This is a genomic window from Nocardia sp. NPDC006044 (genome assembly GCF_042871115.1).
GTDB lineage: Bacteria > Actinomycetota > Actinomycetes > Mycobacteriales > Mycobacteriaceae > Nocardia.
The window spans coordinates 3,286,322-3,312,040 of the sequence record NZ_JBIAID010000001.1; the positions used below are offsets into that span (position 1 = coordinate 3,286,322).

Below are 25,719 nucleotides of genomic sequence, written 5' to 3' on the forward strand. Positions count from 1 at the left end.
GTCACTTCACGTTGATGACCTGCTCCGGGGCATCCTTCGCGTAGAGCGCCTCGACCTCGGCCGCGTACTTCCGCGCGATCGGGGCGCGCTTGAGCGACATCTTCGGGGTCAGCTCGTCGCCGCCCGGCTCCCACACCGCGCCGATGATGGTGAAGCGTTTGATCTGCTCCACCCGCGACAGCTTGACGTTGCCCGCCTGCACCGCGGCGAGCACCTCGTCGACGATCTCCGGCCTGGTGGCCAGCGTCGCCACGTCGGCGTCGGTCGCGTCGAACTCCTTGGCGCGCAACGCCGCGACATCGGGATCGAGCACGATGAGCGCCGCGATGTAGGGTTTCGCGTCGCCGAACGCGACCACCTGACCGACCAGGGAGGACACCGCCTTCACCGCGTTCTCCACGTTGCTCGGCGCGATGTTCTTGCCGGCCTCGTTGATGATCAGTTCCTTCTTGCGATCGACGATGCGCAGGTAGCCATCGGCGTCCAGGGTGCCGATGTCACCGGTGTGCAGCCAGCCGTCGGCGTCGATCGCCGCCGCCGTCTGCTCCGGCATGTTGCGGTAGCCGCGGGTGACGATCGCCCCGCGCACCAAGACCTCGCCGTCGGTGTCGAGCCGCAGCTCCATGCCGTCGACCGGGCGGCCGACCGAGCCGGGGCGCGGCTTGGCCTTCTCGGTGAAGGTGCCGACGCCGGTGGTCTCCGACATGCCCCACACCTCGCTCATCGGGAAGCCGAGCCCGAGGAAGTATTCGAGGGTCTCCGCCGGGATCGGCGCGGCGCCGGAGGCCGGCACGGACAGCTCGTCCAGGCCCATCGCGTGCCGCAGCTTCGACAGCACCAGCGCATCGGCCAGTTTGTGCTGCACCGACAGGATCGGGCCGCGGCCCTTGCCCGCGAGATCGGCCCTGGCCGCGGCCATTCCGGTCTCGATGGCCCAGTTGGCGAGGGACTTCTTCACCCCGCTCGGCTCGGCGGCCAGCTTGCCCTCGATGCCCACCTTGATCTTCTGCCACACCCGCGGCACGCCGAAGAAGGTGGTCGGACGGGCGTCGGGCAGCGCGGCGGCGACCTCGCGCGGGTCCGGCACCGTGGTCACCTGGACGCCGGTGACCAGGTTCATGGCATGGCAGGAGATGCGGTCGGCGACGTGCGCGGCGGGTAGATACGACACGGCGCGGTCGTCCAGGCCGACCGGCAGCGGGCCGTTGACCAGCGCGATCACCTGGGCCAGCACGTTGCGATGGGTGACCTCGACGCCCTTGGACGGGCCGGTGGTGCCGGAGGTGTAGATCAGCGTGGCCAGGTCGTCCGGCTTGACCGCGCGCCAGGCCGCCTCGAAATCGAAGTGCGGGGCCGGGTTCGCCTCGACGTCGGCGAGGGTGATCGCGCCGGTGGCCGGTCCGTCGACCAGAACGATGTGTGCGAGTTCTACGCCCGCGCCGGTCACTTTGTCCAGGAAAACCTGTTCTGTCACAACGACTTTGTTCGCCGCGTTGGTGAACAGGTGGGTGATCTGCTCGGACGAGCTGGTGTTGTAGATCGAGAACGGGGTGGCGCCCAGGTGCAGCGCCGCGGTGTCGACCAGATTGAACTCCGGCCGGTTGGTCAGCATGATGCCCACGGTGTCGCCGGGCCCGACGCCCAACGCGGACAGACCCGACGCGATCGCGCGCACCCGCTCACCGAACTGCCGCCAGGTGATCTGCTGGGTCCCGCCGACCGTCCGCAATGCCACCTGATCGGGCCGCAACCTCAGGGTCTCCTGGAACGCCTCCGGAACCGTGTAGACCGTTTTGTCCGATTCGTGCGCATAGCCGATGTCTGCTGTCGTCATATCCCTGTTCCTGATTTCCATGCCATGAACCGCGCCTCACGGCATCCGCACGCGGGCGGTTCGAGACCCGAGAGTCTCAGTGCGCCAGGAGTGGCGCGGCTCACTTATGGTAGCCAGGGGGCCGGGGTAGTGGTGGTGCTTACCCGGGAAGTAACACGCACGCGACATTTGCCGCCCGGCGCTACTTCGGCCGGGCGAAGCGGCCGCGCTGCCGGGCCGCGACCACGAACGCGACCAGTGCGCCGAGCGCGGTGCCCGCCGCACTGCCGAGCTGATCGAAATGGACCATGAGCGCGCACAGGATCGCGATCGGGACGAACAGTTCGACGCCGAGGTGCGGTGACCAGCGCGGGCGCATCGACCGCGCCGAGAACGCGACGAACGGGATGTAGACGATCGGGATGCGATGGCCTCGGTGTGCGCGTTTGGCTTCCAGGTAGCGGCGGGCCCGCAGGCCGTGCACCGGCGTGAGCAGCGGTACGGAGGTGACCTCGATGCCCGCGGCGTGCAGGGCGTCGATTTTGGCCGGGTTGTTGGTGAGCAGCCGCACCGAGCGCAGGCCGAGCGCGGCCAGGCGCTCGGCGGCCAGATCGTAGGTGCGGTTGTCGGCGGGGTAGCCGAGCGCCTCGTAACTGGTGAACGTGTCGGTCGCGTGCTGCTCGCTGTACCGGTAGCCGCGCGCTTTCGCAACCAGCCCGGCGCCGCGGCCCTCCTGCTCCAGGTACACCAGCACGCCCGCGCCCTCGGCCTGGATCATATCCAGGGTGGCGTCGAGTTCCGGCCCGCAGTCGCAGTCGTCGGAGCGCAGCGCGTCACCGTAGAGGCAGCGCGAGTGCAGGCGTACCAGACAACCGTCGGCAACCTCGCCGAAAACCAGCAGATGCCCCTGCTCGCCCTCGTCGCCGAGTTCCAGCACGCGCAGTCGCAGATCATGCTCCTTGCGGGTGAACCGGTGATCGGTTTCGGCAAGGTCGGACCCAGCTGTGGTCAACGCTTCTCCTTCGAAGCAAGGTGGAAGATCCGGTCGATCTCACTGACGAGCGGCATTGCGTCTGGGACATCTCCGAACGATTGCGTCGCGGCCGTCGCGGCCGTCGCCCAGACATAGTCCTGGCTCTCGGCCGGTCGGCGCGTCGAGACGAGACGATATACCAGCGCCGCGGCGAAGGCCGCCTGAGCGCCGGGGGAGTCTTCGAGAGCCGCTGGGAACGGCGGGATCTCGGCGTTGACCCTATCGGACCACACCGTGCACCGGAAGTCCTCGACCGCGCATACGGAACGGACGCCGAGGGTGCGCAGCCGCCGCGCGGTGTCGGCGACGGACTTGGAGTTCGCCTCCGGCACCATCGCGGTGAGGTCGGCGCTGGTGCCCGCGAGATAGTCGACCACGTCGAGGTATTGGTACAGATACTGCGGCAGATCCACCGAGGGAGAGGGATGCACGACGAGCAGTGGCCGCCCCGCGGTTCGCCGCACCGTGGCGAGCACCTGTTCGATCACCGGACGGGGCTGCTCGAAGGTCAGCAGCACCGCGTCGGACTGCTCGATCGCGGCGTGGATGACCGGACTGCGCAAATCTTGAGCACTCAACCGGATTCGGTAGTCGCGGCAGCCGATATTGCTCGCCGCGCCGGTGCTGGTGATCAACACCGCGGTCACCGGAGTGGGCGCGTCGGGGACCACCTTCACCAGGTCGGTGTCGACGTTCTCGCTGCGCAGGTAGTCCAGGATCCGCCGGCCCGCGTCGTCGTCGCCGATCGCCGTGATCAGTTGGACGCGCAGCCCGAGCCGGGCGGCGGCCACGGCCCGGTTGAGCCCCTTGCCACCCGGATGTTCGGCGAAGTTGCCCGGTGTCGAGGTGCCGACCTCCGGGATGTGGCCGACCCGGTAGATGTGATCGATCACCGCGTCGCCGAACACCGTCACGACTCCCGGAACCGGCGGCGGCGCAACCACTTCCGGAGCAGGCAGGGAGTGGCCAGGATGGGTCGGCCCCGCCTCGTAGATCGATTCGTTGGCGACCAGGGCGGCGAGTTCGGTGAACGCGCGCCATTCCTGGTTGCCGCGCAACGAGCGCACCGACGGCGCGGGCGGCACGTGGTCGGCGTGCAGCGCTGCGTGCAGCAGTTGCCATCGATCGGCCAGATACTGCCTGCGCTCGCCCAGGTCGGGAGCGTAGAGGCGATCGAGATCGATTCCGGTGTCCGGAATGTCGCGCAACAGGCCGAGCGCGAGTGCCGCGTCCACGATCAGCAGCGAGGAGGGGTTCAGCTGGCGAGCCAGATCGCGCACCATCGGCAGCACCGCTTCCTCGCGCTCCATCCCGGTCCGCTGCGCGTGCCTGCGCACGGCGGGCAGATCCAGCAGCGGCGCGACGTCGATCTCGGTGGTGCGCAGGCGATCCGAGCTCAGTCCGGAGCGTTTGCCCAGCCTGGTGAGGATGTTGCGGGCGGCCACCGTGCCCGGGTCCTGCGGCTGCATCGCCATCCTCCCTGTGGTCGTGGCTGATCGTTATGCGGCGCTCACGATAGGCGGTTTATCCGAAGCGCGAACTGGCAATTACCAAACTACAACGGCAATTGACCTTTGAGAACGGCAAATGCCACACTGGAGATGACGATTCGATCGTCACCGCCAGACGACTCGGGAGGGCCTGGTGATGAAGGTGATTTTCCTGATCCGGCAGATCCGCCGGCGCAAGCAGCGCCGCGCAGTCACCGACACCGAACTGGAGCCGATCCTGCACGCGGCCTAGGCGACGACTTCCACGTCTGTGGAGACAGCCGTGACGATCTACGCGAACAGCCGGTCGATGACCAGCAGTGTCACCGTCGAGTGGGCGTGGCGGGCGGCCCGCGCCGAACCGGCCTGGCGCCTGAGCTGGCTGCCGCATCGCCTCACCCACGAACAGGCCAGGGCCGGAATGGAATTGGCCGAGCTGCTCGGCCGGCCGGACTCGGTTTCCGGCAACCAGGAGCGGGCCCGCGCCGACGCGCTGGCCGGCTCCCTCGGACTCACCGTGCAGGCGGCACTGTCCGTGCTGCATCAGCGGATGCACGACAGGCATCCGCGGGATTAGACGTCGAGCCGAACATGCTCGATCCGTTGTACCGGAGGTAGCGATGACCATTCACACCACCGAATGGACGATGACCAGTGACATCACCCCGGAGTCGGCGTACCGCGACGGCGACGGCGCCCAGGTCTGGCGGCTGAGCTGGCTGCCGGACCGCAGGCTGACCGAGGCCCAGGCCAGAGCGGGCATGGAACTGGATGAGCTGCTGAGCGATCCGCATGTCGTGCACGACCGCATCGCCCAGGCCCGGGTCGACGGCTACGCCGATCGGCTGGGCATGATGCGTGAGCACGTGATCATCCTGCTGGCCAAGCGGATGGCGGAACGACTGCACGAGGAGTTGCGGCGCGAGGGCGATCCGGCGTGTACGCGCCGCAACTCGCACTCCTACCGGTTGCGGCCGCACGCGATCGCGCCGCCGTACGTTCCCGGTTAACGTCGAGAGCCGTACTGCCGCAAGGTAACTGGAATGCTCAGGCGTTGGCGGTGTGCTCGGCGCCGATAGCGTCGGCGATGTTCTGATACCCGTCGGCGCGCAGGCGCTCGGCCAGACCGCGGTGGATCTTGCGGGTCCAGAAGGGGCCGCCGTAGATGAAGCCGGTGTAGCCCTGGAGCAGGGTGGCGCCGGCGCGGATGCGTTCCCAGGCCTGGTCGGCGGTTTCGATGCCGCCGACGGAGATGAGCACGAGGCGGTCGCCGACGCGGCGGTAGAGGCGGCGCAGCACGTCGAGGGAACGGTCGGCGACGGGGGCGCCGGACAGGCCGCCGGCGCCCATGGCGGCGACGTCGTCGGCGGGGGTGCGCAGGCCGTCGCGGCGGATGGTGGTGTTGGTGGCGACGATGCCGGCCAGGCCGAGTTCGACGGCGAGGTCGGCGACGGCGTCGATGTCCTCGTCGGACAGGTCGGGGGCGATCTTGACCAGCACGGGCACCCGGACGCTGTCGAGCACGGCCTGCAGCAGCGGGCGCAGCGATTCGACGGCTTGCAGGTCGCGCAGGCCGGGCGTGTTGGGCGAGCTGACGTTCACTACGACGAAGTCGGCGAGCGGGCCGAGCAGGGCCGCGCTGATCGCGTAATCGCCTGCGGCGTCAGCGGGTTCGACGATTTTGGTCTTGCCGATGTTGGCGCCGATCGGCACGTCGCCGCGGCGGCCGCGCAGGTATTCCGCGGCGGCCGCGGCGCCGAAGTTGTTGAAGCCCATGCGGTTGATCAGGGCGCGATCGGCGGGCAGCCGGAACAGGCGCGGTGCGGGATTGCCGGGCTGGGCCTGCGCGGTGACGGTGCCGATCTCGGCGAAACCGAAACCGAGCGGCGCCCAGGCGTCCACGCCGTCGGCGTTCTTGTCGAACCCGGCGGCCAGGCCGACCGGCGCCGGGAAGTCGACGCCGAACGCGGTGTTGCGCAGGACGGGATCGTCGGTGACGAGCACCTTGGTCATGACCCAGCGGGTGGGCGCGAAACGAGAGGCCAAGCGCATGGCGGCGAAGGCCAGGTGATGGATGCGTTCCGGGGGAACCAGGAACATCAGGCGTAATAACAGGGCGTACATCAGCTCACATTCCCGGTTCCGGCTGGGGTAGTGCGGTTTTTCGGCGGCGCAGCAGCACCCGGCGGCTACCGTCGGTGTAGGCCCGCACGCGGGACAGTTCCCAGCCGCCGAACTCGGCCTGGATGGCCAGCCGCATGGACGCGGTCACCCTGGTCACCTCGGGTGGCAGCCGCAGCGGCACGTATTCGTAGTCCTCGCTGGAGGTTTCCCAGCCGACGGGCAGCGCGTTGCGGCGCGCACGCTGCTCGCGTGGTGAAGGCGGGTCGTCGTCTGCGCGCGTTGCCGGAGTCATCAGTGGCCTCTCTTCCGATCGTCCGCGCGGATCCGCTGCAGACCGCCGTCGGCCGCGGATCCCACGAACATGTCACCGGTGCGCTGATCGATGGTCACCGAGTTCGGCTGCCGCACCGTCGGGTAGCGGCCCACTTCCGTCGGTATACCTGTCGATAGATCGAATCCGACGACTTCGTTACTCTGCGTGCACGTCACCCACACGGTGTCGGACCGCTGATCGTAGGCGAGCGCGTAAGGCGAAGAGTTTACCGGGAATCGCTGACGCAGGACGAGAGGTCCGGCGCTGAACACCAAGAGTTCGTCGCCCGTGCTGTCGGTGACGATGATCCGGCCGAAGTGGTCGGCGATCATGTTCGTCGCGCCGTCGCCCGCGCGCAGGGCCAGGCCGAGGTCGTCTTTGCCCAGCTCGATCTCGGTCACCGAGGTCTGCCTGCGGTCCAGGACGGACACGTGGCCGGGGGTGAGGGCGAGTGCGTCGGCGGAGGCCAGGCCGGTCACGGTGCGGACCACCTTGCCCTCGGGCGTGAGGGTGCGGACCTTGCCGTCCGCGGTGCCGACGAGCAGCGTGTCGTCGTCGCGGCGCTGGACGGATCGGGCGTCGCCGTCGAACGGGACTTCGCTGAGGGTGGCGGCGGCGACGTCGACCCGCAGGATGCGGTCGGGGGCGGGGATCAGGAGTTCGCCGGGTTTGCCCTGCGCAAGGCTCGCGCCGTGCGCGGGCAGTGGCAGGGTGCGGATTCCGGTGGGCGTCGCGGGGTCGATCAGGAACAGGGCGCTGTTCGCCTCGCCGAGGTCGAGCGCGCCGAGCTGACCGGTGCCTTGCTCGGCGAGCATCGCGCGGACCGGAGCGAGGCCGCTGACATCGCCCGCGGGCGCCGCGGTGCCGGTGGGCGAGACGGCCGCGGTCGCCGGATCCCGGGTGGGCAGGTTGTCACTGTCGGGGCTGTTGCCACAGCCGGCCAGCACCGTCAGCGCCGCAACGCCGAGCAGCGCGGTGGGAACTCGGACGAGGTGGCTGCGCCGCGCAACCACGGCAGAACCCGCGAATCGAACCCAGCCGCGAGGGCGCATCCACCGAACTCCTTACCGACTTCTACCGACGATTAACCACAACTCCACCATCTGACCATGATGGCGCACCGCGACGGCGTACCGGGGTGGTGGCGGGGGGAGAATGTCGGTGATGCGCGTTACGGTTGAGCTGAATCAGTGTCCAAATCAGGGAGATCCGGTTGATAGCCGACCATACGTCGGGATTTACCATCGATGACATCACCGTTGGTCCGTTCGCTCACGGGTTCGGCACCACCGGCGACGGCAGGCCGTACGCGTTTCGCACGGTCCGGGCCAGTTTGACGCTGGAGATCTACCGGGCCGACCTGACGAGCGAGGTGCCGGGTCCGGAGGATGTCGTCGCGGTCGCCGAGGCCAGGGTCACCGACATCGATCTCGACGACGAACGCAGCGTCGTCGCGCTGGTGCGGGACATGATTCCGGACGCCGTGCCCGTCGAGGCGGCGCCCGATCGAGAAGTGACGACCGTTCGGGCCCTGCTGGGACGCATCAGCTCCGTCATTGATGGTATGTAGATGGTGATGCCATATACATTTCTCGCCCGCACCGCGCTGACCGCGACCGGCCTCCTTCTGGTGGCCGCGGCCGCGGCATGCAGCACCGGATCGGACGAGGCGGCCGTCGACGCCGCTCGTTCGTCGGCCAACGCGTCGCTGTCCGCGTCGATCACCACCTCCTCCATCGCCGCGCATCCGCCGCTGCCGACGGCCGCGCAGCTGGACGCGCAGATCAAGCGGGCGCTGGATCCGGGTCTGCCGGATACCGAACGGACCGACCTCATCGAGGACGGCGACGCGTTCCGCACGGCGATTCCCGACATGTACAAGGCGTTGCAGGACAATCCGCGCGCGGTCTACGGGGTCACCGATCCGGTGTTCGACAACCACGACGGCACGCTGACCGCGACGATGCGCCTGGACAAGGACGGCAGCGGGACCGCGGTGCGCACGACCGTGGTGCACTTCGTGCTGCTCGACGGCAAGTGGAAGATCTCGCGCACCGATCTGTGCGGGATTCTGCGTTCCGCCGACTACCGCACGCCCGCCTGCGGCTGACCGTGACCGAGGTGCGGGGATCGCGCGTGCGGGGTTCGCGTGCACCGCAAGGTGATTCGATGCTGCACTCCGGGTTGTTGCGGTGGGGACGGTTCGTCTACCGGCATCGGTTTCTGGTGCTCGGGGTCTTCGCGGTGGCGGTGCTGGCGTCCGGTTGGTATGGACGGGATCTGGCGGGCCGGCTGACCCAGGAGGGATGGTTCGACGAGTCCAGCGAGTCGGTGGCGGCGTCGAAGATCGCGGACGCGACGTTCGGGCGGGATACCGACAGCGATTTGATCCTGCTGTACACCGCGCCGCCGGGGACGACGGTCGATGATCCGGCGGTGCGGTCCGCGGTGACGGGTGCGTTGAACGGGCTGCTCACGCGGTATCCGGAGCACATTCTGAAGATCGACAGCTACTGGGACAGCCCGTTTGCGGCCAATGCCACGGATGCCACGCGCACGCACGCGTTCGCCAGCGTCGGGTTGCGGGGCGAGGGCACGGCGACCGTCGAGAACTACGCCGCCATCAAAGACCATCTGGGCGCGGGGAGTGCCGGCGGCGGGCCCGGCGGGACCACGGTGCAACTGGCCGGATTGCAGCCGGTGCTGGCCGGCCTGAATACCGGTATGCAGAACGACATTCACCGTGCGGAGATCATCGCGTTGCCGTTGGTGGCGATCCTGCTGTACTTCGTCTTCGGCGGGGTGGTGGGCGCGTTGCTGCCGGTGGTGATCGGCGGCATGACGATCATGGGGACCGCGGGGATCATGCGGGTGCTCACCGGGATGATCGATGTGAACGTATTCGCCAGTACCGTCATGACTTTGGTGAGTCTCGGGCTGGCCATCGACTACGGATTGTTCACCGTGACGCGGTTCCGGGAGGAACTGGCCGCGGGCCGTAGCGTGGAGGAGGCGACCGCGCGCACGGTGGCGACCGCGGGACGGACCGTGCTGTTCTCGGCCGGCATCATCGCGGTGAGTCTCGCCGCGCTGTTCATCTTTCCGAACGGGGTGCTGCGCTCGGTGCCGTACGGCGGGATCAGTTCGGTGCTGCTCGCCGCGTTGCTGTCGGTGACCGCGTTGCCCGCGGCGTTGAGTATCGCGGGGCGGCGGATCGATCTGCTGGGCTGGAAACGGTTCTCCCGCAGCAAGACCGAGGCGCAGATCGATGCCGGGTTCTTCTCCCGGCTGGCGCAATGGGCGATGCGGCGGCCGTGGGCGGTGGCGGTGCCGATCGTGCTTGCGCTGCTCGCGCTCAGTATTCCGTTCCGGCACATCGAGTTCGGTGGCATCAGTGAGAAATATCTCGGTGCGGAGAACCCGGCGCGGGTGGCGCAGGAGCGGTTCGACGAGTTGTTCCCGAGTTTTCGGACCGAGCCGTTGAAGCTGGTCGTGCGGAACGCGAATCCGCAGCAGCTCAGCGACATTCGTTACGAGGCCAGTCAAATACCCGGACTGACTGGGCGATTCGAGCCGTCGGTGCCGACCAAGGGCGGCATCAACGTGTTGCAGGCCGGGCTGACGGACAAACAGGACTCGGATCGGGTAATCAAGGCGCTGCGGGCGATTCCGGAGCCGGCCGGGGTGGACGTCATGGTGGCGGGGGTGCCCGCACTGGAACGGGACAGTATCAACGGGCTGCTGCACGGGTTGCCGCTGCTGGTAGCGATACTCGCGGCGGCGGCACTGACGTTGATGTATGCGGCGTTCCGGTCGATTGTGCTGGCGGTCAAGGCCGTTGCGATGAGCGCGTTGAGTCTGGTGTCGACCTTGGGGGTATTGACCTGGGTGTTCGTCGAGGGGCACGGGGCGGGGTTCTTCCACTTCACGCCGGGGCCATTGATGTTCGCGGTGCTCGCGCTGATCGTGACGGTGGTGTTCGGGCTGTCCACCGACTACGAGGTGTTCCTGCTGTCCCGGGTGGCCGAGGCGCGGGCCAACGGCGCCGAACCGGGCGAGGCGATCCGCTATGGGATCGCCCATACCGGCGGCGTGATCACCTCCGCCGCAGCGATTCTGATCGTCGTCACCGGCGCGTTCGGATTCTCCGATCTGGTGCTGATGAAGTACATCGCCTACGGGATGATCGCCGCGCTGATCCTGGATGCGACGGTCATCCGCATGCTGCTGACCCCCGCGGTGCTGAAGCTGATCTGGCGCTGAGGGGGCAGCTCTGGCGAGGGTGGCCGTCTGCGGGGACCGCCTGGCACGTGGCGCCGGGACAGGAGAAGGTGTGCGAGTCGAAGCAGGCTCACGCTTCGAATGCGGCCATCGGGGGAGCCGGACTCGCGATCGCGAACATGCGACTGCCTGTAGATGCTGCGCTGTGTGCCATTGGGCGGCGGGTTGGGGCTTGTCGACCGTTGAGCGGGCCTTGGTGCGGCGTTAGTTGAGGTTGCCCGGATTCCGGACCGGGTAAGCGCTCTGTTCGGTCCCGTCGGCGGCGCCGGTGGGTTTGCGGTCGCTCGAGGGGGCCTGGCTGGGGCGGTGGTTGCGGATGTGGCTTGTCGCGCACGGAGTCGCGGGCGTTCCGGCTGCTCGGTCGGATCAGCGGCGGACGGGAAGGACTAGTTGGGCGCCCGTTACCGGGTGGTTGAGGACCTCGACGGGGTGTTGGTAGACGCGGGTGAGGAGGTCGGTGGTGAGGACTTGGCGGGGTGGGCCGTCGGCGGCTATGCGGCCGCCCTCGAGGACTGCGACGCGGTCGGCGTAGGCGGCGGCGATGCCCAGGTCGTGCAGGACCACGACGACGGCGGCGCCCGCTTCGGCGCGGGTGGTGGCCAGGCGGAGGACGGCTTCCTGGTGGCCGAGGTCGAGGGCGGCGGTGGGTTCGTCCAGGAGCAGGGTGCCGGTGTCCTGGGCGAGCACGCGGGCGAGGGCGACGCGGGCGCGTTCGCCGCCGGAGAGAGTCGGAAACGACCGGGCGGCAAGGTGTTCCACGTCGGCGGCGCGCATGGCGGCGGCAATGCGTTCGTCGTCGAGTTCGCGGCGTTCGGTGCGCAGCCACGGCGCCCGGCCCATCGCGATCACTTCCCGGGCCGTGAATGGGAAACCGACGGTATGGGTTTGGGGCAGCACGGCCCGCCGCCGCGCCATATCCAGCGGCGACCAATGCGCCAGCGCCCGCCCCTCCAGCTCGACCGACCCCTCGCTCGGCGTCAACTCCCCGGCCAGCGCCGCAAGCAACGTCGACTTACCCGCCCCGTTCGGCCCCACCAGCGCAACCACTTCGCCCGCGACAACATCGAAGTCCACCCCGTCGAGCACCCGCCGCTGCGCGGTCTGCGCCCCCCGCCGATCCACACTCACCCCCCGCGCCCGCAACGTCACCGTCCCCTTCTCCGGCGCCTCCGGCAACTCATGCGTCCGCGCAAACACCTGCCGAACCCCGCTCACACCCCACCCCCACCCAACTCGCCCGCGCCGTCTGCCGGTGGCCGGTTCACGTTCGCCCCCGGCCTCGTGGCTTCCTGCTCGGACTGGTCAGGCGACGCGTGTGTCCGCGCACGCAAATTCCGTACGTAGCCGCCAACGCGCTTGCGCGGGAGTATCTCCTGCGCACGGCAACCAGTGGATGCATCGTCAAGCTGCGCTGAAAACGCGGGGGCGTGGGCAACTTTCAGGTAAGTCGAACGCGGGGTGCGGGCCCAGCTGTCTTCCGCTGCAGGGTATCCGGCATGGAAACCCGCGAGGGTTGCCCGTGCGGGCGCCTGCCGACTTCGGCTCACACCCCACCCACGGCCGACTTGTATGCGACGTTTGTCCGTCGTCGGTTCGCGTCCACTCGGCGTGCACGCAGTGTTTTGGCCTTTCGTGTCGCCAGTGTGTGGGGAGGCGTGTGTCCGCGTGAACAAGTGCCGAACTCCGCTTACCCCGTCCCGGACTGACCCGCGGGCGATGTTTGCCTGTCGTCGGGTCGCGTTCGCCCGTTGTGCGCGCGGTGTTTTGGCTTCCGTGTCGGACGTGTGGGTCCGTGCGAACACGGGCCGTATCTCGCTCGCTGCCCGCCGGACCGACTCGCAGGCCGTGGGGGCCGCGTGGGCGCCGTGATCCCGACGATCCGATGCGCGCCGCCTTCGGAGAGCGCTTCGGCGCTGATCGTGTCGCCGGGCGGAGCTCGAGTGCGGTGCACTGCAATGAGTAGGCGCGAGATCTGTTGCAGCCCAGGTGAATCGCATTATGCCCATCCTCCTGCTCGCGCACGGGTCCGGCGAAGCAGCCAGAAGAAGAAGGGGCCGCCGATGAGGGAGGTGAGCATGCCGAGGGGAAGGTCGGCGTTGTGCACGAGGGAGCGGGCGGCTACGTCGGCGGCGAGGAGGACGACGGCGCCGAGGATGGCGCTGAGCGGGATGAGAATGCGGTGGGCGGGGCCGACGAGCATGCGGACCAGGTGCGGGACGATGAGACCGACGAACAGGACGATGCCGGTGAAGGCGACGCCCGCGGTCGCGAGGACCGCGACCACCAGGATGACGTTGCGGCGCAACCGTTCCACGTCGACGCCGAGGTGGCGGGCGGCGGCCTCGCCGAGGGCGAGCAGGTCCAGGCGCGGGGCGATGAGGATGGCGGCGGCGACGCCGATGGCGGTCAGGATCGCGACGATGGTGACTGAGTCCCAGGTCGCGCCGTTCAGCGAACCCAGCTGCCAGAACACGATCTGGTCGCGCGCGGCGGGGCTGGCGACGAACAGCAGGAACGCGAGCAACCCACCCGCGAACGCGTTGATCGCGACCCCGGTGAGCACCAGCGTGACCACCTCGGTGCGCCCGCCGGACCGGGCGAGCAGATACACGAGCAGGGTGGTGGCCAGCCCCGCGACGAACGCGCCCGCGGCCACCGACCAAGCCGCGGCAAACGTCCCGCCGACCACGATGACGATCCCCGCACCGACCGCCGCACCAGCCGAAACTCCGATCACACCTGGCTCGGCCAGCGGATTCGCGAACACCCCCTGTAGCAACCCGCCCGCCGTCGCGAGCGCCGCCCCGACCAGCATCGCCATCAGCACCCGCGGGAACCGCACCTGCCACAGCGTCACCTCACCCGCCGGATGCGCGGGCAGCGGCCCCCAGTCCAGCCCGATCCGGTGCAGCACACTCCCGGCCACCTCGGCGGGCGTGGTCGGCACCTGTCCGATCGCGGCGGAGGCCAGCGCGAGCGCGATCAACCCGATGATCGCGATCGCGAAAACGACTGTCGTGCGGGATCGTCCGCGCGACTTCGGCGCGGGCGGTGAAGGTTCGACGGCCGGTTCGGTTTTGGCCACGTCGGTCATGCGAGCCGCCCGGTCATGCGGGCTTGGCGCCGTACACGGCCTCGCTCAAGGCGGTGATCACCCGGCCGGTGTTCGGCCCGTAGCTCAGGATCACCTGATCCGACATGTCGACGACCCGCTTGTTCCGCCCGGCCGGCGTCTGTGCGATACCCGGCACCTTTGCCAAACCGTCAACGCCACCAACGGATTTCAGCCCGTCCGACATCACCAGCAGCAGATCGGGCGCGGCACTGATCATGGCCTCGCTGGTGATCGTGACGAACGGTTCGGCCAGCGCGGCGCCCGCGTCCTGCCCGCCGAGCGCGGCGATCAGCGAATCCGCACCGGACCCCGGCCCGGCCAGCATGGTGATGGCGGTGCTGCGCAGATACAGGAACGCCATCTTCAACCGCGGATCCTGTTGGGGCACAGCGGCGATGGCGGCGTCGATCTCGCCGCGGGTGCGCTGCCCCAGCTTCTTGCCCTGCTCCGGTACGCCCAAAGCGTTTGCCACAGCCTCGATTTGGGGGACGACACCGTCCATGGTGCGCTTCGGGTCGGCGAAGACGACGTTCACCCCGGCCGCGCGCAATTGCTCACGCAGCTGCGGCGTCACCGTCACGTCGTCGGTCAGGAACACCGAAGGACGCAGTGCCAGCAGGGCTTCCAGGTTCAGCGCACCGTTGCCACCCGCCACGTTCGGCACATCGCGGATGGCCGGGATAGCGACGCTGCTGCGGCCGATCAGCTTGGAGCCCAGGCCGAGCGCGTACACGATCTGCGACAGGGTGCCATAGCGGTCGACCGCGATGATGCGGCTCGCATCGGTGATGGTGACGTCCGCGCCGTCGAACGAGCGCACGGTGACCGGCAGGACCGGCGTCGGTTCCGGCCCGATCGGCACCGGATCGAGGTCGGTCAGCGTCGCCGTGGCCGGTCCGCGCTGTCCGGCCGCGGTCGCGGTGTCGGGGCCGCACGCGGCCGAGGCCATGACCATGGTCAGGGCCAGCACGGCAAGGACGCACCGGGCCGCCGTAGATCGAACACCGCCGATCCGCTGCGCCTGGACGGACGGGTCGCCGGACGTCGCATGCCTCATGTAGGCAAGCCTAAGACGTGCCGTGCGCGGCCGAGCGGCGGGGCAGCGCGGGCACATCGGCCGGGCACCTCAGTCGTTGCGCGCACTGACATCGTCCAATGCGGCGGCGATCGCGCGTGGCACTTCGAGCGCCTCGGCGGCGAGTACGCCGGTGAGCTGCCCGATATCGCGAGCTCCGACGATCATGCTCGCCACGCCCGGACGGTCCCGAATCCACGCCAGCGCGACGGCCAGCGGCGACGTGCCGAGTCCGTCCGCGGCGGTCACCAGCGCGTCGACCACCCGGGTCGCGCGTTCGTCGAGGCTGTCGCGGATATCCGCGGCCGTCGCCTCATCCGCGCCCCGCGAATCCGCAGGCACCCCATCGCGATACTTGCCGGTGAGAATGCCGCCGGCCAGCGGCGCCGAGGCGATCACGCCGACTCCGTGATGCAGCGCGGCCGGCACGAAATCGGTCTCCGCGTCCCGGGCCAGCAGCGAGTACTGCGTGTACGCGGCACTGATCGGCGCGACCGCGGCAAGACTGGCCAACTGCCACGCACCGAACCCGCGCACGCCCGCATACCGGACCTTCCCGGCCCGGATCGCCTGCTCGAGTGTCGCCGCGACCTCGTCCAGCGGCGTCCGCGGATCCCACACCGCGACATTCCAGATATCCAGATGATCGGTCCCGAATTCGAGCAACGTGCGATCGAGCTGACGCAGCAGCGCGCGCCGCGAGGTATCGACCGCGGTGCGCGTCGTCGCGTCCGGCACCGCGGGCCCGGCCGGGGCAGGCGTCACCCGCGGCGCGAGACCGGCGCAACCGCTGAGCACCAGATCGTCGCGCGAGACGAGATCACCGAGCAATTCGGCCAGGATCCGCTGCGCGCCGCCACCGGCATACGCGGGGGAGGTGTCGACGAGCGTGCCGCCCGCCTCGATGAACGCCACCAACTGCCCGGCCGCCTCGTCGGCGTCCGTATGCGAACCCCAGGTATGGGTCGCAAGACCTATCCGGGACACCCGTAGGCCGCTGTGGCCGACCGTCCGCTGTTCCATCACCGTGTCCGCGCAATCGTCACGGCGCCAAGCCTAGAGCGTGCACCGGCGTCCGGACGTCTACCCGCACAGTGGCTCGCGCGTCGTTCCCGGCAGCGGTGCGAGCATGCCAGTACGGCCGCGACACTGTACTGTCGCTGCGGGATTGCGCCGGTGCTCACTCACGCGCAACCCGGTTGATGACCAATTGCCCAGTCGGAACGGTTATTTCGGGCAGGAACACGTGGAGGCGGCATGAGACACCAGGAGACCGTGTGACGGGCGAATCGATGACCTGGATCCAGGCGCTCGTGCTCGGCCTGGTGCAGGGGCTCACGGAGTTCCTGCCCATCTCGTCGTCGGCGCATTTGCGGATCGTGTCGGGAGTGTTCTTCGGCGACGACGCGGGTGCTTCGTTCACCGCGGTGACGCAGCTAGGCACCGAGGCCGCCGTGCTGGTGTATTTCGCGAAGGACATCTGGCGGATCCTGCAGGCGTGGTTCAGCACCGTGCTGAGCAAGCTGTCGTCCCGGAACCGGGTGCCGATCACCGAGCAGGTGACGACCCGGCTGCCCGTGGTCACCATGGGCCAGGCCGATCGCTACTTCGATGAACAGCGGCAGCGCGAGCTGGACTACCGAATCGGCTGGTATGTGATCATCGCCACCATCCCGATCGGCGTGCTCGGGTTCCTGCTCAAGGACGTCATCCGCACGGCGGCGCGCAACCTGTGGCTGATCTCGTTCATGCTCATCGCGTTCGCGCTGGTGATCGCGGCGGCCGAGTACTACGGACGCAAGTTGCGGCCGTTGGAGCAGCTGACCACGCGCGACGGGCTGGTGATGGGTTTCGCGCAGTGTCTCGCGTTGATTCCGGGTGTCTCGCGGTCCGGTGCCACGTCGTCGGCGGGCCTGTTCCTCGGGCTGACTCGTGAAGCGTCCGTGCGGTTCTCGTTCCTGCTGGCGATTCCCGCGGTGACCGCGTCGGGGTTGTTCAGCATTCCGGATGCGTTCAAACCGGCTGGTGAGGGACTCAATGCCAGCGGGGCGCAGCTGATTGTCGCGACACTGCTCGCGTTCGTGGTCGGGTACGCGTCGGTGGCGTGGCTGCTGAAGTTCGTCGCGAAGCATTCGCTCGACTGGTTCGTCGGTTACCGCATCGTCCTCGGACTGACCGTGATGGGACTCCTGGCGACGGGTGTCGTGTCGGCCACATGAGTACCGCATCGCGTAGCGACCCCATGGGGGGCGGCGGCCGGGCAGCAGGCGGGCTTAGGCTGACTACATGACGGTGATTCTGCTCCGGCACGGAGTCTCGACCTCGAACACCGCCCGCACGTTGGCCGGTCGCAGCACCGGCGTCGAGCTGACCGACCACGGCACCACCCAGGCCGAGGCGGTCGCCGACCGGCTCGCCGGGCTGCCGATCGAACGGATCGTGCACTCTCCGCTGTTGCGCTGTCAGCGAACGGTGGCGCCGCTAGCGGAGAAATTAGGGCTGGAACCGGTCTTCGACGACCGGCTGATCGAGGTCGATTACGGCGAATGGACCGGGCGGCCGATCGCCGAACTGCTCAACGAACCCCTCTGGAAAGTGGTGCAGCGGCACGCCTCCGGCGCGGTTTTCCCGGGCGGTGAGGGGCTGGCGCAGGTGCAGACCCGGGCGGTCGCGGCGCTGCGCGAGCACGATCGGGCGCTCGCCGAGCAGCACGGGCAGGACACGCTGTGGGTGGCCTGCACCCACGGTGACGTGATCAAATCCGTGCTGGCCGACGCGCTGGGCATCCACTTGGACGGGTTCCAGCGGATCGTGGTCGAGCCGGCCTCGATCAGCGTCGTCCGCTACACCCCGACCGCGCCCTACGTGTGGCGGCTCAACGACACCGGCACCGACCTGTCCGCGCTGTCGAATCCGCCACGGCCCGTTTCCGATTCCGGCTCGGCCAAGCCTGACGCTACGGCCGACACCACCGGGCCCGTTCCCGGCGGCGAGCTGGGTAGCTCGGGGAGTGGGGATAATGGGAATGCGGAGCGCTGAGATTCCTTGTACACGGAGTGGCGTTGTATCACAGCGCCGTGGGTAGTCGATCAGGGTCACGTATCAGGAGGTGCATGTGTCACGCGCAATCCATGTATTTCGCACCCCCGATCGTTTCGTCGCCGGGACCGTCGGTGAGCCGGGCGATCGTTCGTTCTATCTGCAGGCCATAGAGGAACCGCGGGTGGTCAGTGTGCTGCTGGAGAAGCAGCAGGTAAAGGTGCTCGCGGACCGGATGGGTCTGCTGTTGGACGAGGTCGCTCGCCGGTTCGGTGCCGAGGTGCCGCCGCAGGCCGACGACATCGGCGACACCGCGCCGCTGGTGACGCCGGTGGACGCGGAGTTCCGGGTCGGCACCATGGGGCTCGGCTGGGACGCCGACGCGAATGCCGTGGTGGTCGAGTTGCTGGCGATCACCGAGACCGAGGTCGACGAGTCGGTCGTGCTCGACGACACCGAGGAGGGACCGGACGCGGTTCGCGTATTTCTCACGCCGATCCAGGCGCGGGAGTTCGCGTTGCGTTCGACCAGGGTGATCGCGGCGGGCCGGCCGCCGTGCCCGCTGTGCGGGGAGCCGTTGTCGTCCCGGGGGCACATGTGCGTGCGCACCAACGGGTACAAGCGCGGCGATATCTTCGGCGCGGCCGAACTAGAGGAGTGATCGGTGACGCGGGCCGGGGACCGGTTCCACAGCGGCGAGCTGACGGTGATCGGGCGGATCAGCACTGCCAGTAACGTCACCCTGGTCTGCGACATTCTCGACGAGGGTGAATCGCCGTTGCGGGTGGTTTACAAGCCGGTGCGGGGGGAGCGGCCATTATGGGATTTCCCGGACGGCACGTTGGCCGGGCGTGAAGTGGCGTCCTATGCGGTTTCCGCCGCCGTCGGGTGGGGAGTGATTCCGGAGACGATTCTGCGGGACGGGCCCTACGGGGTCGGGATGGTGCAGCGTTGGATCGACGGGGTCGACAACCACACCGAGCAACGGGACCGGCTCGATCTGGTCGATCTGGTTTCACCCGGATCGGTGCCGGATGGTTTTCGCGAGGTGCTGCGGGCGCAGGATCCGGCGGGGAACGAGGTTTCGCTCATCCATGCCGATGATCCGCGGTTGCAGCGGATGGCCGTGCTGGATGTGTTGCTGAACAACGCCGACCGCAAAGGCGGGCATGCGTTGGAGGGCGTGGACGGGCAGGTGTACGGGGTCGACCACGGCATCTGTTTGCACACCGAGCACAAATTGCGCACGGTGCTGTGGGGTTGGGCCGGACAGCCGCTGAGCGATGCGCTGATTGCCGACATCACCGCGTTCGCGAAGGAACTACCGGGGACAGTGGCGGACGTGCTCGCCGAGCACATCACGGATGCCGAAATCGAAGCGCTGGCCGACCGCACCCAGGAATTGCTCGACAATCCGGTGATGCCGACCCCGCGTACATCCCGCCCTATTCCCTGGCCTGCCTTCTGAATCCGGTTCTCGGCAGTGAATGCGAACCTGCACAGAGTGCCGAACTCTAGGTGATTGCCGGCCCCGGGTTGCCGCACGCCTTTTGATTTCCCGCACCGAAAATCGCATGCGAATTTCGGTGCGGGAAATCAAAAGTGGTGCGTCTCCGGGGGACTCGGTGAGGTGAGCGTCTTGGTGCCGGTTCAGCTGAACGAGTGCGGGCCGAAGCGACCCCAGGCGACGAACACGGCAAGGGCGAGGTAGACCAGGTTCACCAACGCGAACTTCCAACCATCATCGCGCAGATGTGTCAGCATCGCGCCGATCATCAGAACGATCCAGCAGGCGGCGGTGACTGGCACCATGACCGGTGCGATATCGAGCACGGCAGGCAGGATCAGGCCGGCCGCAGCCAGAATCTCGAGCACGCCGAGGGCCTTGATGAACCCGGCGGGGGCGCGACCCGTCCATTCTCCACCGGCCGCCGCAGCCAGCTTCGCCTTGGGCACAACCGTCTTCGTGATCCCGCCGGCCAACGCGATCGCCGCCAGCAGACCGGCCGCAACCCACAGCGCGACATTCATGATGATCTCCTTCGAAATACAGGCAACTCTCACGCCCGGATTTATCCGAACCGACCAGCCGACGCGCCAACGCCAACCATGTCGACTACCCGATGTCCTCACCAGGCGCCCATAAGACGCCCCCACCCCTCTCCCCGTAACACCCCACCCACGTGACATACGCCATAGCCGCACACCCCCTGATTCCCCGCACACGGAATCGCATGCAATTCGGTGTGCGGGAAAGCAGGGGGTGTGCGTTTGTCTGAACTGGAGTGCATGGGCTGCCATGGGAGCTTCGTTGTCGCAGACGCCAGCGCTCGAGGAGTTCGCAGGGCGTGCACTCGAGCCTGAACGGCCAGGACGGCGCCCCCGAGCGGCGTGCGCGGGTCAAATGCCCTGAGCGGCGTACGCAGGGGCCAGTGCCCGGAAGCGTGTACGCCGGATCAGGTGCCCTGAGCGGCGTACGCAGGGGCCAGTGCCCGGAAGCGTACGCCGGGCCAGGTGCCCTTAGCGGCGTACGCCGGGGCAGGTGCACGGGAGGGCGTGCACAGGCGGGTGTCTCCACGGCCTACGCCCGGATGGCCGCGCGGGGAGCCTGGCACAGCCGCACACTTTCTGATTTCCCGCACCGAGATTCGCATGCAATTCCTGGTGCGGGAAATCAGAAGCCGTGCGGCTGCTGCGATCGGCCCGCACGTGGCGCCCGGGGTGCTCGGTGCGTGGGATGGCGAGGAATGCCGCGGGCGGGAACGTCAGGCTCTGCCGATTTCGAAGCAGCGAACGATCGTGTGTCGGTGAGGACCTGCGGCAGCGGGCGCTTTGATGGCGAACATGAAACGGGTGGCGGTGCAGCTGGCCGGACGAACTACTCGGGGTGCGGGCGGATCTCGTCTGGCCCGGTGCTGAAGGTCAACCGTTGCACCGGTGGCCGCGTCGGAGTAGTCGAGTTCGAAATCTCCGGTGCTGTACCGCCCCTCGCGGCGCTCGCTCAGTCCAGTCCTGCTGGGCGCTGAGTGATGGTGCGGCACTGGTTCAGTGGGCGCGGTGCGTTCCCGATCGCAGTCGGTCCGGCACCGCGTGCAGGCATGTTCGGCAGCGCGCGCAGGCATGCATCGTGTGCCGGTCGCCGCCGATGAACTCGGGATTTCTCATTGCCCTGGGGCTGCCGGGACGCTACCGTCGGCGGTTGATTCGATGGCGCTCGGTGCCGGACGGTGGATCTCCCGACAGTCGATTCTGCGAGAGCGAAAATCTTGACATCCCATGATTTGCTGAAAAACGCAGGTCGGGAGTGGCAGGTCAGGGACTTACGGCGGGCTCTGGGCCGGGGCGGGGGTCGATGATCTCGACCACACCTTTACCCTCGAATCATGCAGTCCTGGTCCGATACCGCCCTACCCACCATCCCCGGAGCAGGGCCGCCGTTGCGGTTGTACGACACCGCCGACCGTCAGGTACGGCCGGTGACACCCGGTGCCACCGCCACCATGTACGTCTGCGGGATCACCCCGTACGACGCGACCCACCTCGGTCACGCCGCCACCTACCTGACCTTCGATCTGGTCAACCGCGCCCTGCGCGACGCCGGCCACGACGTGCACTACGTGCAAAACGTGACCGATGTCGACGACCCGCTGTTCGAGCGGGCCGAGCGCGACGGCGTGGACTGGCGCGACCTGGGCACCCGCGAGATCAACCTGTTCCGCGAGGACATGACCGCGCTGCGCGTCGTCCCGCCGCGCGAGTACGTCGGCGCCATCGAATCCGTCGACGAGGTCATCGAATTCGTGCAGAAGCTGCTGGCTTCGGGCGCGGCCTACGTCGTCGATGACGCCGAGTTCCCCGACGTGTACTTCCGCGCTGACGCCACCGAGCAGTTCGGCTACGAATCCGGCTACGACCGCGCCACCATGGAGCGCCTGTTCGCCGAACGCGGCGGCGACCCGGACCGTCCCGGCAAGCGCGACACCATCGACGCGCTGCTGTGGCGCGCGGAGCGCCCGGGCGAGCCGTCCTGGCCGTCGCCGTTCGGCGCGGGTCGGCCCGGCTGGCACATCGAGTGTTCGGCGATCGCGCTCAACCGAATCGGACCCGAGTTCGACATCCAAGGTGGCGGCAGCGACCTCATCTACCCGCATCACGAGTACTCCGCCGCGCACGCCGAGTCGCTCATCGCCGGTCGCCGCTTCGCCCGCCACTACGTGCACGCCGGTCTGATCGGTCTGGACGGCGAGAAGATGTCGAAGTCCAAGGGCAATCTCGTCCTGGTCTCGACGTTGCGCCGCAGCGGCGTCGACCCCGCCGCCATCCGCCTCGGCCTGCTGGCCGGCCACTACCGCCAAGACCGCATGTGGACCGACGAGGTCCTCGAGCAGGCCAAAGCCCGCCTCGACCGGTGGCGCCGCGCCGCCGCCCTCGCCTCCGGACCCGCAGCCACCGACACCGTAGCCCGCCTCCGCCAGCACCTGTCCGACGACCTGGACTCCCCGAAAGCGCTGGACGCCGTGGACAACTGGGCCCGCCAGGCCCTGGACTACGGCGGCTCGGACGCCGAAGCCCCCGCGGCCGTCGCCGCCGCGGTCGACGCGCTCCTCGGAGTCAGCTTGTAGGCCACTTCGCACCTCTGCTGGCCGATCCCGCGGAATTTTGACGTCGAAGTGACCCGCACGTCGCGCTCAAACAGGGTGTACAGATTCGCGATGGTCCTGTGGGATTCGGCCGTCGGCTCGTTCTCGAGCAGCAGCCGCTCGGCGGGTGAGCCGGTGTTGGCGAGGATGCCCGTGACGCGGTCAGCGTAGCCCGCTTCGGCCAGTTCCAGGCCGCTGACGTTCACGTTCAGGGGCAGATCGAGCTGGACGAAGGTGTCTTGCAGACGCGGCGCCTGTCGTCGCCGAACCTTCGATTCGGTCGACCGTTTGGCTGACCGGCGAGGTCCTCGCCGGTGCTGTGGCGCGTCGGCCCGGCGCCACACCAGCTCGTCCAAGTCGGAGATGAGGTCGTAGTCCTCGGCGACCCGGATCATTCCCTCGGTGGTGACGTCGGCTGCGCGCTCGATGACCAGCGCGGCCAGCGCCTCGACCCCGACCGCCTTGCCGCCGCCCTCGGTGAGGCTGACCATCGGCTGATAGTGCGCCGCGGTCGACGGCCTCGCACAGTTCCACCTCGATCGGCAGCTGCTGCGAGGACTCGTCCGGTTGTCGGTCCGGTACAGACCGACAACCGGAAGGGCGTGGGCCGGACGCGGGCACCTGTGGATCCCCACCGGCCCCCGGATCGGCGCGCCTTGACGGCAACATCGTGCCCGCGCTGCACCTCGTCGGCGGAAATGGTTGCCGGGGAGCGCGTTCCGTGATGTGGTACTGCGGTGTGCAACATTCCGGGTTTGATCGGGCGGCGGACGATGCTGGGCGGAGCGCTCGGTGCCGGGGTTTTGCTGGCGGCGGGGCGATTGACCGCGTCGGCCGATCCTGGTTCACCGCAGACCGTCGCCGCTCGACAGCGATTCTTCGGAGCGGACACCGTCGACGCGGAAACCGGTGTGGTTCGGGCGGATCGCGTGGTGCTGGCGTGGGTGGGGTGCACGACGTATGCGCTGGCGATGGGTGGATCGGTGTTCCTGCTGGACGCTTGGGTGCCCCGGCTCACCAGCACCGGATATGTGCCCGCCACGCCACAGGATCTCGCCGACCTCGCGCCCGAGGCGATCTTCATCGGACACGGGCATTTCGATCACGCGGGTGACGCCGGGCGGATCGCGCAGGCGTCCGGAGCTGTGGTCTACGGGACCGCCGACCATGGAGTGAGTATCCGTGCGCAGGTGAGCGATCCGGCCTTCCGGACCGTCGCCCTCGGCGACGCCAATTCGCAACCGGGGGAGCGGCACGACTTCACCGTCGGCCCCGTCGAGGTGACCGCGATCCGCCACGTGCACTCCGCACCGACCGCCCCCGAACGCCCTGGCGGCTCGCCCCCGTTCTTCCCGATGCCGGAACTCTGCGCCCTCGTTCAACATCCGCCGACCCTGGCCGGCGTTCTGCAGAACGTCCCGCGCCTGAACGATCCCGAGGGCGGCTCCCTCCTCTACCAATTCCGCGTCCCCGGCTTCTCCCTGGTCTGGCACGACTCGACCGGCCCCCTGACCGAGAAGGCCCCCAACGTCTTCGACGTCTTCGCGGACCTACCGAAAACCGATCTCCAGATCGGCGCCGTCCAAGGCTTCAACCAGATCACCAACGGCCTCCGCGACCCCCGCCGCTACATCGAAGCCATCGCCCCCACCCTCTTCGTCCCCGCGCACCACGACAACTGGCTCCCCGGCATAACCGCAGGTGCCGCCACCTACGACCCACCCCTCCACACCGAACTGACCCGCATCCCCACCCCGCGCCGCCCCGAACTCCGCTCCCTCCACGACCCCACCGACTACATCCGCCCCGACCGCCTGACCTTCCCCCTCTGACCAACGAATTCGCCTCACCCCCAACCCCTCCCGCGCCGTTGCGCCCAGTGCAAACCTGCACAACCCGCCGCAGCGGCCTGTCGCGTAGAGACCAGGCCCCACGCCCAACGTAACTCCCGTCCGTCATGTCCCGCCCGGCAAGCGAGGCCGCCCATTTACCTGTCGAGCAGGACGCGACCGCACCAAATCGTTAGTGGCAGCTCCCGTGCCCGTTCGAGGTGCTGTGACCGGTGTTTCCTCGCGCCTTCGACCGCAGCGTGCTGAAGTCCCTCAACTGAGACCCGAGCCTCGGCTCAATGACGTTCTCCCGCAGCGTCGCCCAGCAGGAACCGGCCGATCTCGGCCGGAGTCTGCGGGCCGACGTCCGCCGGAGTGAGGGTCAGGATTACGCGTCGAAAGTTCCGGATCTCGAAGGAACTGTCCCGGGCAGAAATCGTTGCGTCCTCGCCGGGCGGAAAATCGTTGCGCTTGCCGCTGAGGTTGCTCGCGCTGAGATCCTTTTCGGCAAGGGTCCCGATCGGTTATGTCCCGCTCGGCAAGTGAGGCTCCCCATTTGCGTGCCGGGGCGGGACGTTACCGCGCCAAATCGGTGGAAGCTCCTCCGTCGCGTCCCGCTCGAGGTGCTGCGACCGTTTCGGTAAGGGTCCTGATCCGTCATGTCCCGCTCGGCGAGGGAGGTTGCCCATATGAGTGTCGAGAGGGGCATGACTGCGCTGAATCGTTGGTGACCTCTCTGTCGTGTCCCGCTCGGCGAGGGAGGTTGCCCATATGAGTGTCGAGAGGGGCATGACCGCGCCGAATTGTTGGTGGCTCCTCCGTCGTGTCCCGCTCAAGGAGTCCTGGCCATTCTTTCTGGCCGTGGCAGACATCGTTGTTCGGCACTCAGGTTGCTCGCAGTGCGGTCTCTTTCGGAAGGGTTCCGCCGCCGTCATGTACCTGTTCGGCAAGGTCGTGTCCTCGGTTG

At 68.3% G+C, this 25,719-nt stretch carries 22 protein-coding genes and 1 pseudogene; 11 read left to right on the forward strand and 12 right to left on the reverse strand.

All coding sequences use genetic code 11. The features are described from left to right. Window position 1: 1 nt before the first annotated feature. From ACFYO1_RS14925 to ACFYO1_RS14935, 3 genes are all read right to left on the reverse strand, one after another. Window positions 2-1,834, reverse strand: a complete 1,833-nt coding sequence (locus ACFYO1_RS14925) for an AMP-dependent synthetase/ligase (RefSeq protein ID WP_387230803.1) — start codon at window positions 1,832-1,834, stop codon at window positions 2-4. 181 nt (window positions 1,835-2,015) lie between these two features. Then, window positions 2,016-2,825 carry a GTP cyclohydrolase II gene (locus tag ACFYO1_RS14930; protein WP_387230805.1) on the reverse strand — a complete coding sequence of 270 codons (810 nt, stop codon included), beginning with the start codon at window positions 2,823-2,825 and terminating at the stop codon, window positions 2,016-2,018. Continuing rightward, on the reverse strand, window positions 2,822-4,315 hold the full coding sequence (locus ACFYO1_RS14935) for a PfkB family carbohydrate kinase (RefSeq protein WP_387230807.1): 1,494 nt from the start codon (window positions 4,313-4,315) through the stop codon (window positions 2,822-2,824). Before ACFYO1_RS14935 ends, ACFYO1_RS14930 begins: the two co-directional genes overlap by 4 nt. Window positions 4,316-4,619: 304 nt before the next feature. Between ACFYO1_RS14935 and ACFYO1_RS14940 the strand changes: the two genes are divergently transcribed. Both ACFYO1_RS14940 and ACFYO1_RS14945 read left to right on the forward strand, forming a co-directional pair. Beyond that, window positions 4,620-4,913, forward strand: a complete 294-nt coding sequence (locus ACFYO1_RS14940) for a hypothetical protein (protein ID WP_387230809.1) — start codon at window positions 4,620-4,622, stop codon at window positions 4,911-4,913. A 43-nt stretch (window positions 4,914-4,956) separates the two neighbouring features. After that, the gene (locus tag ACFYO1_RS14945; RefSeq protein WP_387230811.1) at window positions 4,957-5,346 is read left to right on the forward strand and encodes a hypothetical protein; all 390 of its coding nucleotides are present in this window, start codon (window positions 4,957-4,959) and stop codon (window positions 5,344-5,346) included. A gap of 37 nt (window positions 5,347-5,383) precedes the next feature. Here ACFYO1_RS14945 and ACFYO1_RS14950 read toward each other — a convergent pair whose 3' ends face one another. Genes ACFYO1_RS14950 through ACFYO1_RS14960 form a run of 3 tightly spaced genes read right to left on the reverse strand, consistent with a single transcriptional unit; the run spans window position 5,384 to window position 7,825 of the window. After that, entirely contained in the window at window positions 5,384-6,460 is a 1,077-nt protein-coding gene (locus tag ACFYO1_RS14950) for a quinone-dependent dihydroorotate dehydrogenase (protein WP_387230813.1), read from the reverse strand. A gap of 4 nt (window positions 6,461-6,464) precedes the next feature. Beyond that, window positions 6,465-6,752 carry a DUF5703 family protein gene (locus ACFYO1_RS14955; protein ID WP_387230815.1) on the reverse strand — a complete coding sequence of 96 codons (288 nt, stop codon included), beginning with the start codon at window positions 6,750-6,752 and terminating at the stop codon, window positions 6,465-6,467. Beyond that, a complete protein-coding gene (locus tag ACFYO1_RS14960) occupies window positions 6,752-7,825 on the reverse strand; it encodes a YncE family protein (protein ID WP_387230817.1) in 1,074 nt (357 codons plus the stop codon). The genes ACFYO1_RS14955 and ACFYO1_RS14960 overlap by 1 nt, the downstream gene beginning before the upstream one ends. 281 nt (window positions 7,826-8,106) lie before the next feature. Between ACFYO1_RS14960 and ACFYO1_RS14965 the strand changes: the two genes are divergently transcribed. Genes ACFYO1_RS14965 through ACFYO1_RS14975 form a run of 3 tightly spaced genes read left to right on the forward strand, consistent with a single transcriptional unit; the run spans window position 8,107 to window position 11,036 of the window. Continuing rightward, the gene (locus tag ACFYO1_RS14965; RefSeq protein WP_387230819.1) at window positions 8,107-8,343 is read left to right on the forward strand and encodes a hypothetical protein; all 237 of its coding nucleotides are present in this window, start codon (window positions 8,107-8,109) and stop codon (window positions 8,341-8,343) included. Further along, window positions 8,344-8,883, forward strand: coding sequence for a hypothetical protein (locus ACFYO1_RS14970; RefSeq protein ID WP_387230821.1), 540 nt, complete (start codon window positions 8,344-8,346; stop codon window positions 8,881-8,883). It begins immediately after the preceding gene. A 59-nt stretch (window positions 8,884-8,942) separates the two neighbouring features. Beyond that, a complete protein-coding gene (locus tag ACFYO1_RS14975; RefSeq protein WP_387230823.1) occupies window positions 8,943-11,036 on the forward strand; it encodes an MMPL family transporter in 2,094 nt (697 codons plus the stop codon). 384 nt (window positions 11,037-11,420) lie between these two features. On the opposite strand, the gene ACFYO1_RS14980 is transcribed toward ACFYO1_RS14975, so the two are convergent. From ACFYO1_RS14980 to ACFYO1_RS14995, 4 genes are all read right to left on the reverse strand, one after another. After that, on the reverse strand, window positions 11,421-12,251 hold the full coding sequence (locus ACFYO1_RS14980) for a heme ABC transporter ATP-binding protein (protein WP_387230825.1): 831 nt from the start codon (window positions 12,249-12,251) through the stop codon (window positions 11,421-11,423). A 799-nt stretch (window positions 12,252-13,050) separates the two neighbouring features. Then, entirely contained in the window at window positions 13,051-14,148 is a 1,098-nt protein-coding gene (locus ACFYO1_RS14985; RefSeq protein ID WP_387230827.1) for a FecCD family ABC transporter permease, read from the reverse strand. 13 nt (window positions 14,149-14,161) lie between these two features. After that, window positions 14,162-15,226 (reverse strand): hemin ABC transporter substrate-binding protein, encoded by a 1,065-nt coding sequence (locus ACFYO1_RS14990; protein WP_387230829.1) that lies wholly within the window; start codon window positions 15,224-15,226, stop codon window positions 14,162-14,164. Window positions 15,227-15,295: 69 nt separating this feature from the next. Next, complete coding sequence (locus ACFYO1_RS14995) at window positions 15,296-16,267, reverse strand: aldo/keto reductase (RefSeq protein WP_387230831.1); 972 nt, start codon at window positions 16,265-16,267, stop codon at window positions 15,296-15,298. A 269-nt stretch (window positions 16,268-16,536) separates the two neighbouring features. Between ACFYO1_RS14995 and ACFYO1_RS15000 the strand changes: the two genes are divergently transcribed. The 4 genes from ACFYO1_RS15000 to ACFYO1_RS15015 all read left to right on the forward strand — a co-directional run bounded on the left by ACFYO1_RS15000 (window position 16,537) and on the right by ACFYO1_RS15015 (window position 19,751). Continuing rightward, window positions 16,537-17,463, forward strand: a complete 927-nt coding sequence (locus tag ACFYO1_RS15000; protein WP_387231875.1) for an undecaprenyl-diphosphate phosphatase — start codon at window positions 16,537-16,539, stop codon at window positions 17,461-17,463. 67 nt (window positions 17,464-17,530) lie between these two features. Continuing rightward, window positions 17,531-18,283 (forward strand): histidine phosphatase family protein, encoded by a 753-nt coding sequence (locus ACFYO1_RS15005; protein ID WP_387230832.1) that lies wholly within the window; start codon window positions 17,531-17,533, stop codon window positions 18,281-18,283. A gap of 76 nt (window positions 18,284-18,359) precedes the next feature. Then, window positions 18,360-18,944, forward strand: coding sequence for a DUF3090 domain-containing protein (locus tag ACFYO1_RS15010; RefSeq protein ID WP_387230834.1), 585 nt, complete (start codon window positions 18,360-18,362; stop codon window positions 18,942-18,944). Between the two features lie 3 nt (window positions 18,945-18,947). Further along, window positions 18,948-19,751 (forward strand): SCO1664 family protein, encoded by an 804-nt coding sequence (locus tag ACFYO1_RS15015; RefSeq protein WP_387230836.1) that lies wholly within the window; start codon window positions 18,948-18,950, stop codon window positions 19,749-19,751. A 182-nt stretch (window positions 19,752-19,933) separates the two neighbouring features. Here ACFYO1_RS15015 and ACFYO1_RS15020 read toward each other — a convergent pair whose 3' ends face one another. Continuing rightward, window positions 19,934-20,314 (reverse strand): DoxX family protein, encoded by a 381-nt coding sequence (locus tag ACFYO1_RS15020; RefSeq protein ID WP_387230838.1) that lies wholly within the window; start codon window positions 20,312-20,314, stop codon window positions 19,934-19,936. A 1,352-nt stretch (window positions 20,315-21,666) separates the two neighbouring features. On the opposite strand from ACFYO1_RS15020, the gene mshC reads away from it, so the two are divergent. Next, window positions 21,667-22,905: a cysteine--1-D-myo-inosityl 2-amino-2-deoxy-alpha-D-glucopyranoside ligase gene (mshC, locus tag ACFYO1_RS15025; RefSeq protein ID WP_387230840.1), complete on the forward strand. Its 1,239-nt coding sequence runs from the start codon at window positions 21,667-21,669 to the stop codon at window positions 22,903-22,905. A 50-nt stretch (window positions 22,906-22,955) separates the two neighbouring features. On the opposite strand, the pseudogene ACFYO1_RS15030 reads toward mshC, so the two are convergent. Beyond that, a pseudogene (locus ACFYO1_RS15030) lies at window positions 22,956-23,484 on the reverse strand (EAL domain-containing protein); the annotation flags it as partial. 176 nt (window positions 23,485-23,660) lie between these two features. Here ACFYO1_RS15030 and ACFYO1_RS15035 point away from each other — a divergent pair. Further along, entirely contained in the window at window positions 23,661-24,755 is a 1,095-nt protein-coding gene (locus ACFYO1_RS15035; RefSeq protein WP_387230841.1) for an MBL fold metallo-hydrolase, read from the forward strand. Window positions 24,756-25,719 lie beyond the last annotated feature (964 nt).